6 protein-coding genes are annotated in these 8,290 nt (G+C 65.6%); 2 read left to right on the forward strand and 4 right to left on the reverse strand.

Features of this window, described 5'->3' with window-relative positions:
• The 4 genes from AAGA11_21960 to AAGA11_21975 all read right to left on the reverse strand — a co-directional run.
• A partial coding sequence (locus AAGA11_21960; GenBank protein ID MEM9605539.1) for a hypothetical protein occupies positions 1–3,764 on the reverse strand: 3,764 nt, incomplete at its 3' end.
• Positions 3,765–4,130: 366 nt separating this feature from the next.
• Entirely contained in the window at positions 4,131–4,946 is an 816-nt protein-coding gene (locus tag AAGA11_21965) for an SDR family NAD(P)-dependent oxidoreductase (protein MEM9605540.1), read from the reverse strand.
• A gap of 1 nt (position 4,947) precedes the next feature.
• Entirely contained in the window at positions 4,948–5,721 is a 774-nt protein-coding gene (locus AAGA11_21970; GenBank protein MEM9605541.1) for an arginine deiminase-related protein, read from the reverse strand.
• Positions 5,718–6,518, reverse strand: a complete 801-nt coding sequence (locus tag AAGA11_21975; protein MEM9605542.1) for an enoyl-CoA hydratase-related protein — start codon at positions 6,516–6,518, stop codon at positions 5,718–5,720. The genes AAGA11_21970 and AAGA11_21975 overlap by 4 nt, the downstream gene beginning before the upstream one ends.
• Positions 6,519–6,709: 191 nt before the next feature.
• On the opposite strand from AAGA11_21975, the gene AAGA11_21980 reads away from it, so the two are divergent.
• On the forward strand, positions 6,710–7,456 hold the full coding sequence (locus AAGA11_21980; protein ID MEM9605543.1) for an SDR family oxidoreductase: 747 nt from the start codon (positions 6,710–6,712) through the stop codon (positions 7,454–7,456).
• Positions 7,453–8,184, forward strand: a complete 732-nt coding sequence (locus AAGA11_21985) for an SDR family oxidoreductase (protein ID MEM9605544.1) — start codon at positions 7,453–7,455, stop codon at positions 8,182–8,184. The genes AAGA11_21980 and AAGA11_21985 overlap by 4 nt, the downstream gene beginning before the upstream one ends.
• Positions 8,185–8,290: the final 106 nt, after the last annotated feature.

Here is an 8,290-nt window from a genome sequence, read left to right on the forward strand (position 1 = left end):
CCGGCGATGGCGGTAGCCGATTCGGCCTCCATGACGAGCGTGCCGTCGGCGCCTTGGGTAAAGCCACTTGTGCCGCCGCCCCCGTCATTGCCGCCCGTACTGCCGCTGCCTGAGTCGCCGCCGCCGGAATTGCCGCCGCCAGTGTCTCCACCCCCTGTGCCTGGGTCAGCGGGCGCAGACGCGGAGCGGTCCCAACGCGCGACCAGCTTGCCGCCCGCGTAGTGGTAGTCGCTGTGGACGTCGTTGGTCGGGTCCGAGCGGTGTCTGAGGACGCCGTCGGCGCCGTAGACGTTGTACACGTGGTGGGTGCCGTTGGACGTGCGTACCCGCCGACCGTGGCCGTCGTAGCGGTAGCTTGTGGTCGTGGCCGATGCGCCGGTTGTCGTGGTTTGGGTGATTTGATTGGCGCTGTTGTAGCTCGCGTTTAGCTTGCCGTTCCAGGTGATGTTTCCACGGGGATCGTGGCTAAAGCTGCTTCGGGCGAGCGGGCCGCCTGAGATCGATGTGATCTCATTGTCGGTGTTGTAGTTGTAGTTTGAGGTCGTGCCATTGACCCTCACCCAGTCGATGTTGTCCACCGCGTCGTAAGCATACTCGTAGGTGCCGTAGGGGCCGCCGGTGACGCGGGTGAGTCGGTGCTGGTTGTCGTAGGCCATGCGCAGGTTTTGCGTCGCATCGCCGGTGATGTCGATCTGACTGACGTTCCTCGCGGCGTCGTAGCCGTAGTCGTGGCGAGCAAAGGGCCCCGACCCACTTGAACGGCGTGTATGCAGCACATCAGGCAAGTGGTTGCGTGTCAGCGTTTGCGAGACTGACATGGCGCCCAGGCTGCCGGTGTTGAGTTGGCCGTTTGGCCAGTACCGCAACCCGGAGGCTAGGGTTTTACCCCCGCCAGCAATGCGTGAGGGCCGCCCCAGCCCGTCGGGTGAGAAGGCGTAGTTCACGCCGCTGGGGTAGGTGAGGGAGCTCAGGTTGCCGAGGCTGTCGCGGCCGTACTGGAGAACATAATTTCTGCCGTCGACAGTCAGCGTTTCGCGCGTCAGTTGGTCCTCGAGATCGTAGGTGTAGGTAGTCGACGCGCCGCCTGTGACCGTGGCGCGCTGCAGGGTACCTGTCGGGTGGTAGCTGAAGGTGCGGTCGGTGTTTGTGCCGTCGAAGTTTTCCGCGCTGAGCTGGTTTTCGTTGGTGTAGCTGTAGGTGGTTGTTTGATTGCCGACTCGGCGCGTTTTCAGTTGTCCATCGAGGTGGTAGGTGTATGTGGTCGTGCCGGTTTCTGGGTGGACCTCGGTTCGCAGCAAGCCCTCGTAGGTGTCGCCTTCCGGGAAGTAGGTGTAGCGTCGGGTGAAATCGCCCTGTGTCAACGAGTCCATCCGCCCGGCCTTGTCGCGGCCGATGAGTGTCTGGGACAAGGGGCGCACGATTTTGGTGGTCCAGCCGCTGCCAGGGTGGCCGTACGCGTCAGTCAGCGTTTTTGTCGATTTGCCGAGCGGGTCGATAACGGTCACCGCCAGTTGGTTGGACTCCGCGTGGTAGAGGTACTGGGTGCGGTCGGTGCCCCCCGTTTGCGACGTCCGGTCGACGAAGGTGTGACGACCAAACCCGTCATACTGATACTGCTCGCTCACCGCAGAGAGACTGCCCGAGGTGCCAGACTGCTGGCTCAGGGTGTGCTGAGTGGCACGGCCTTCGCCGTCATAGGACCAGGTGTTGGTGATCGAGGTGCTGCCGCCTGCGGCTGGAAAGGCCACGGTTTCCCGGGTCGGCTGCAAGAGGCTGTTGTACACGGTTGTCGTCGTGTTGCTGCCGCGGGTGTCGGTTCTGGAAACAGCCTTGTTGGCGCCGTCGATAACCCACACGGTGTTGGTGATCGCACGACCGGATTGGGGCGAGGTGACCTTATTGACTCGCTTGCGGTTGTCGTATTCATACCGCCAGCGAGCAGACGTGTTACCCCATACACTTTCGTATTGCAGCGTGCCGTCGTCGTTTACCGAACGCGTCTTGACAGCGCCGTTTCGGTTGGTTTCCCTGGTGGGGACGCCGCGAACGTAGTTCTCCAGAAAGGTGGACTTTCCGTCTGGGTCGACGATTTGGTACGGGTTGCCGTAGGGGTCGTATGTTGTGGTCGTCGTCCTGCCGCCTTGCGATACCTCGTGAACCCTGCCATGCGAGCTGTGGAAGGAGCGTGTTGTACCGCCAAAGCCGTCGAGGGTTTTGGATGACCAACGGCCGATAAACCAGATCGGCGAACCTATGCCGGTATTGTCATATTCGATTGAAAGTGTTCGGGTCCCACTCCGTGGGGACGTCTCTCGAATGCGGCCTGGGTTGCCGTAGCTGTCGTGTTCATCCAGGTAGCGGTTGAATGCGAGAGATGTGCCCGATTCGATCCGTGTCGTTCTGACCTGGGTTACGCCACTTGGGATGGATTCCCGGTAGCCACCGCGCGCGATGTCGACGCCTTGTCTGAACGCGGTGCCATGGGCGCCAACTTCAGACCAAGTGTAGTCAGTCACCTCTCTGTTCCCGGCCGCGGAGGCTGTGGACCACCGCACTACTCGTTTGGTCTTGCCCCGCTTGACGGCCGCAGCACGTGCGGCAGCGGCGGTGTAGCCACTGTGGTTTCGGTAGCCCTCTGGGAAGTGCGACCGGTAGGTTGTGATCTCAGTCCTTGAACTGGGTGACGTGATGGTGCGGGTCACGGTGTTGTTGGTGTCATTGGCACTGCGCGCGAAATGCCACGTTCCTGAGTGGTTGAGCGAAGCTGTCACTGTTCGGCTGTTGTGATACCGATAGACGCCGTTACTGTAGGCCGGGTCGGAGCTAAGGAGGTTTCCGAGGTAGTCGGAGCCCGGTGCTGTGGTGTTGGTGTAGTCGATTGTCAAGCCTGTCGGAGAGCGGTAGCGGCTTAACATGCCGTTTTGCGCCGTGGTGTATTGCCAATACGTACCGTCAACGTTGGTGAATTTTGACGTCGTGGGGGTGTAGTCAACAAGGACACGCCTCGGGTTGGTGTTGGCTATTTCTCTGTAGCGCCACAACACGCCGTTGAACGTGCCATAGTCGAAACCGACAGCTCTGCCGTCGCTCGCGGTGATGCTCGCGAGGTGAATTCGGTCGAGCGAGTCGTTGTAGGTGACCTGTTGCCAGTTGTAAGCGATCCAGTTTCCATGTGTGTCGGTTACCTTCGTCGCCCGGCCGTAGAAATAACTCGTGGGGCCAATGCCGTGTCCAAACTCGTATGTCAGTCCATTGGGTGATTTGACTTTTATCCTGCCGCTGTCGCAGGCGGCGTACCAGTTGTCGGTGCTGCCGAGCACTGCGTCGTTTGGGAACAAATTGACCGAGCCGCCCAGCGGAAAGAAATGGATTTTCTTCCCGTACACGTCGAAGACGGGGTAGCGGTCTCCCGGCACGTTGTCCAAGGGGTTGGCCACGTAGTCCTTGCCCGAGCCTTGGTCGCAAAAGTTTTTGGTGGTGCCGGGAGCGACAAACCGGGGCGTGAGGATGTCGCGGTGGTCGCGTACCACCACAAGGTCGGGCCCGTTGCCGGGGATGCGCATGTCCACGTGGTTGATGGTGAACACGCCCTTTAGCGGGTCGTAGTGTTCGCCCTCGAGCCATTCGCCGCCGGGCTTGTCGATCAGGGCGTCGACTTCGCCCACGGTGAGGTCCGAGGCGGTTGCGGCGTTGAAGCCGGTCAGGAGGAGTGCGGCAAGCGCCGGGGCGCAGCACAGACGGCGAGACACGGACTGAACAGTCATAGGTTGTGGTCCTTCACATTCGACTGCCAGTGTTGCTTTCTGGTGCTACGCGTCAACCACCGTTCGTGTTAATTCGTTTGTCTCTGATCAATTTGAGTCAGCTCGGTGCAGTCCATTTGTTTCATCTGCGTAACAGCGCGACGGGTTACGTCGGGCCAGCGCGCCTGTGTGTTGCACCAAGGGATCATCAGAGACGCACACATTTGCGTGGTTTCGTGCGTGTGGTTTTGTCGCCTCACTCTGCCTGCAAGTGCAGTGGATTGCCCTGCGTCACGCGGTGTTGTTGCGCAGAGGTCTGCCGGTCGGGAGCGGGCTCGCCCCCGCCAGCGCGACACGTCAACCGATAAGGCGCCTTTACCGAATCGCTTAAATGAGTTTGTGCATCGTGGCCAGATCGAGCTCGCCGAGTGTGCCGATCACGTTGCGCCTGAGCTTGCGCATGCCACCGATCCAGCGGTCGGGGTCGTGGGCCTTGGCCTGCATGAAGCCCGCGACATCCGGGTGGGTCAGCACCATGAAGCGCCGTTCGGCGATGGCGGTGCTGATGTGATCGGCGACGGCCTCGGGGCTGAGCAGGTTGGCGCCGGCGTCGGCGGGCGGGCCGTCGTCGTAGCCGAGCAACGGGGTCGCGACGTACTGCGGGCACACAACCGAGACACCGATGCCCTGGTCGCCGTGCGAGATCGCGAGCGATTCGGCGAAGCCGACTGCAGCGTGTTTGGTGGTGGAGTAGGCGGCGTCGCCGATCTGGCTGAGCACGCCCGCGGCGGAGGCGATGTTGACAAAGTAGCCGTCGCCACGCGCCAGCATTGCGGGCAGCAGCGCGCGCGCGGCCCAGACGTGGGCCATGACGTGCACACGCCACAGCGTGTCCCAGGTGGCGTTGCTCGCCGACGCCGCGTGCTCGCCCTCGCCAACCGCCAGCCCCGCGTTGGAGCAGAAACAGTCGATCGGGCCATTGACGGCTTCGGCGTCGGCGATGAATTGCCGCAGTTGGGTTTCGTCGCCGACGTCGCAGACGAAGCCCTGCCCGTCGAGCTCGGCGGCGACGCGTTGCGCGGCAGCGTGGTCGCGGTCGGCGAGGCTGACGCGGGCGCCGTCGGCGGCGAGGCGCCGCGCCAGGGCGGCGCCGATGCCGTTGCCGCCGCCGGTCAGCGCGACGTGTTTTCCGGTGATGTGCATCTCAGCGGTCTCGAAAGAGGAGACTGCAGCAGCTGACGGCGCCCTCGGCCTTGGCCAGTTCGTCGAGCGCCACGGTGACGACAGGGTAGCCCGCCTCGCGCAGCCGGTCGTGGGTGTGTTCGAAGGCCGCAGCGGCGAGCAATGTGTCGCCGACGCGCACGACGTTGGCGCCGTCGGATTCGCCCGGCGCGACTTCGATCACGCGCCGGTGGGCGAAGGCGCCGGGGTCGACGCGCTGCGGACAGAGGAGCACGGTCTCGTCGTCCAGTGCCGTCACCGCGGACTTGAGGTGCAGGCAGCCGTGCACGGCTTGCGCTTTGACGGTGTAGCCGTGCGGCCCGATCGCGGCCTGCAATTGGGTCAGTGCGTCCGGGTTGCTGCGGGTGGTCTGACCGACCCAAACGGTGCGGCCCTGCACCATGACATCGCCGCCGTCGAGCGTCGCGGGCGCGTCCAGCGTGAGCAGCGTGCGGTGCGGCGCGAGCGCCGCGGCGATGCTCGCGGTTTCCGGGCGGCGCGAGGCGGCGCCGGGGCGGGTGATCACCGCGAGTTCGTCAAAGACGATCGCGGTGTCCTCGACAAACACGGCATCCGGCAGGGTGTCTTCGGCCGGCAGCGAATCGACCGTGACGCCGAGTGCGCGCAGGGCGTCTTCGGTGGCGGCGTGCTGTCGGCGGGCGCGCTCGAGGTCGATCGGCGCGCGCGCAAGGTGGGTGAGTTCGCAGTCGGCAAAGCGGGCGCTGACCCCGCGGGTGATGGCACGCAGGCCGTTCATGCGCCGGAAAACGCCGGCGCACGCTTTTCGTTGAACGCGGCGACCCCCTCGCGGCGGTCCCGCGTGGTCACGCAGCGGTTGTACGCTTCGATCTCGAAGGCCAGGGCGTCCTGCAGCGACAGGCTCTCGCCCCGGTGGATCGCCAGCTTGGCCTGCACGACGGCCACGGGGGCGTTGGCGGCGATCTGTTCGGCAACGGCGAGGCTTGCGGTCAACAGGTCCTCCTGCGGGTAGACGGCGTTGACCAGGCCCCAGGTCAGCGCATCCGCCGCGCCGAACACCCGGCCGCTCAGTATCAGCTCCTTGGCGCGCCGGCTGCCGACCGCGCGTGCGAGGTTCTGCGTGCCGCCCGCGCCCGGGATGATGCCGAGCGTGACTTCCGTTTGCGCGAACCGCGCGTGCTCGGCGGCGTAGACGAAGTCGAAACACGCGAGCAACTCGCAGCCACCGCCGTAGGCCGCGCCGTTGACCGCGCCGATCACCGGCGTCGGCAGAGCCAGCACCGCCCGCACCATGCGCTCGTACACCCGGTGCTGGGCGAACCAGTCGGCGTCGCTCATGCCGTGACGCTCCTTCAGGTCGCCGCCGGCGCAGAACGCGCGCTCGCCACTGCCGGTCACGACCACGCAACGCGTGTCACCGGCGTCGAGCGCCAACGCTTCAAAGAGGGTGTAGAGGTCGGTCGCCATCTGCGTGTTGAAGGCGTTTGCGGCGTCCGGGCGGTTGAGTGTCACCAGCAGGACATGTGGGGCCGGGTGGCTCAACAATAGCGTGGTGTACGGCGTAGCCTCGGGCATGATCGGGCGGTCTCGCAGGGTTTTGCCGACTATGCCGCCCCGTTAGAGCTCAACGCAAGCACTGGCCGGGCAGGCGGTGCGCGCGCTGTTCTGCCGACGTCACCGGCACCGGGTGCGCTGTCGTCAGGTGCAAGGTCGGGCGTGGGAGGCCGTGCTACGGTCGGGCGACTTCAGACACGAGGGGCCACGGCATGACAATCAACGCGAGCGAGTTCGCCGGGCGTCGCGTGCTGGTGACCGGTGCTGCCGGTGGCATCGGGCGTGCCCTGGTGACGCGCTTGATGGCGATGGGCGCGCATGTGGCGGCGGCCGACCGCGACACCGGCGGCGTGCAGGCCAGCGTGTGCCTGCCGGGTGACCTCAGCGACGGCACGTATGCCGACGGTCTGCCGCCCGCGGCCTCGGACGCGCTTGGCGGGCTGGACCTCGTGGTCAACAACGCCGGTGTGATCTCGCGTGGACCGGTCACCGACACGCAGGACGCCGACCTCGCGCTGGCGCTCGCGGTCAACGTCGAGGCGCCGTTTCGCGTGTGCCGCGCGGCGATCCCGTTGATGGCGGCACAGGGCGGCGGTTGCATTGTCAACACGGCCTCCTGCTGGGGCCTCCGGCCCGGGCCGGACCACGCGCTCTATTGCGCCACCAAGGCCGCGCTCGCGTCGCTCACACAGTGTATGGGACGCGACCACGCCCACCAGGGCGTGCGCGTCAACGCCGTCTGCCCCAACGAGGTCGATACGCCCATGCTGCGCACTGGTTTCGACATGCGGGGATACAACCCCGACACGGCCGTGGCCGAGCTTGGCAAGACCGTGCCGCTTGGACGCATCGCCTCGCCGGACGACATCGTCGACGTCATGCTGTTTCTCGCCTCGGACGCGGCGCGTTACCTGTGTGGCTCGCTGGTCGAGGTCAACGGCGGCAAGGCGGTCGGCTGATGCGTTACCACGGCATGGTGGCGTTGGTCACTGGCGGGCGCAGCGGAATCGGCAGGGCCGTGGTTGCGCGCCTGGTCGAGGAGGGCGCCCGGGTGATCACCGCCCAGCGGCAGGCCGATTTGCTGTGCGAGCACCTGGCCGTCGACCTCGCCGACCCAGCTGTGCCGCCCGCTGTGATTGACGAAGTCGTGGCACGTGCCGGCCGGCTCGACCTGCTCGTGAACTCGGCCGGGGTGATGCGCGAGGGCACCGCCCGCGAGATGGCGCTCGACGACTGGTCCCTGCACGTGGCGGTCAACCTCACGGCGCCCTTCCTGCTGATCAAGCACGCCCTGCCGCACCTCGAAGGCGGTGGCGCCATCGTCAACATCGGATCGATCGAGGGGCTCGGCAGCAACCCGCGTCACCCCGCGTATTGCGCGACCAAAGGCGGCTTGCACGCGCTGACTCGCGCCATTGCGGTAGACCACGGCCCCGACGGCGTGCGCTGCAACGCGGTCGCGCCCGGCTGGATCGACACGGCGCTCAACAACGACTACATCGAGGGCATGGCCGACCCCGCGGCCTTCCGCGCGGCGCTCGGCGGCATCCACCCGGTGGGGCGCACCGGCACGCCCGAGGAGGTTGCCGCGCTCGTGGCCTGGTTGGGGTCGGACGAGGCGGGCTTTGTCACTGGCCAGGTCATGACGGTTGACGGCGGCCGGACCGCCCAGCTCAGCTTGCCCTGAGTGGGTTGACGGACGTTGAACCAAATGGGTCTTGCGCCGCTGCCCCCGCACGGGTGGACTGACACGGTTGCGGCAACGAGGACAGGAGGTCCATCCGGTGAAATCG

The sequence above is a fragment of the Pseudomonadota bacterium genome (genome assembly GCA_039196715.1).
Taxonomy (GTDB): domain Bacteria; phylum Pseudomonadota; class Gammaproteobacteria; order CALCKW01; family CALCKW01; genus CALCKW01.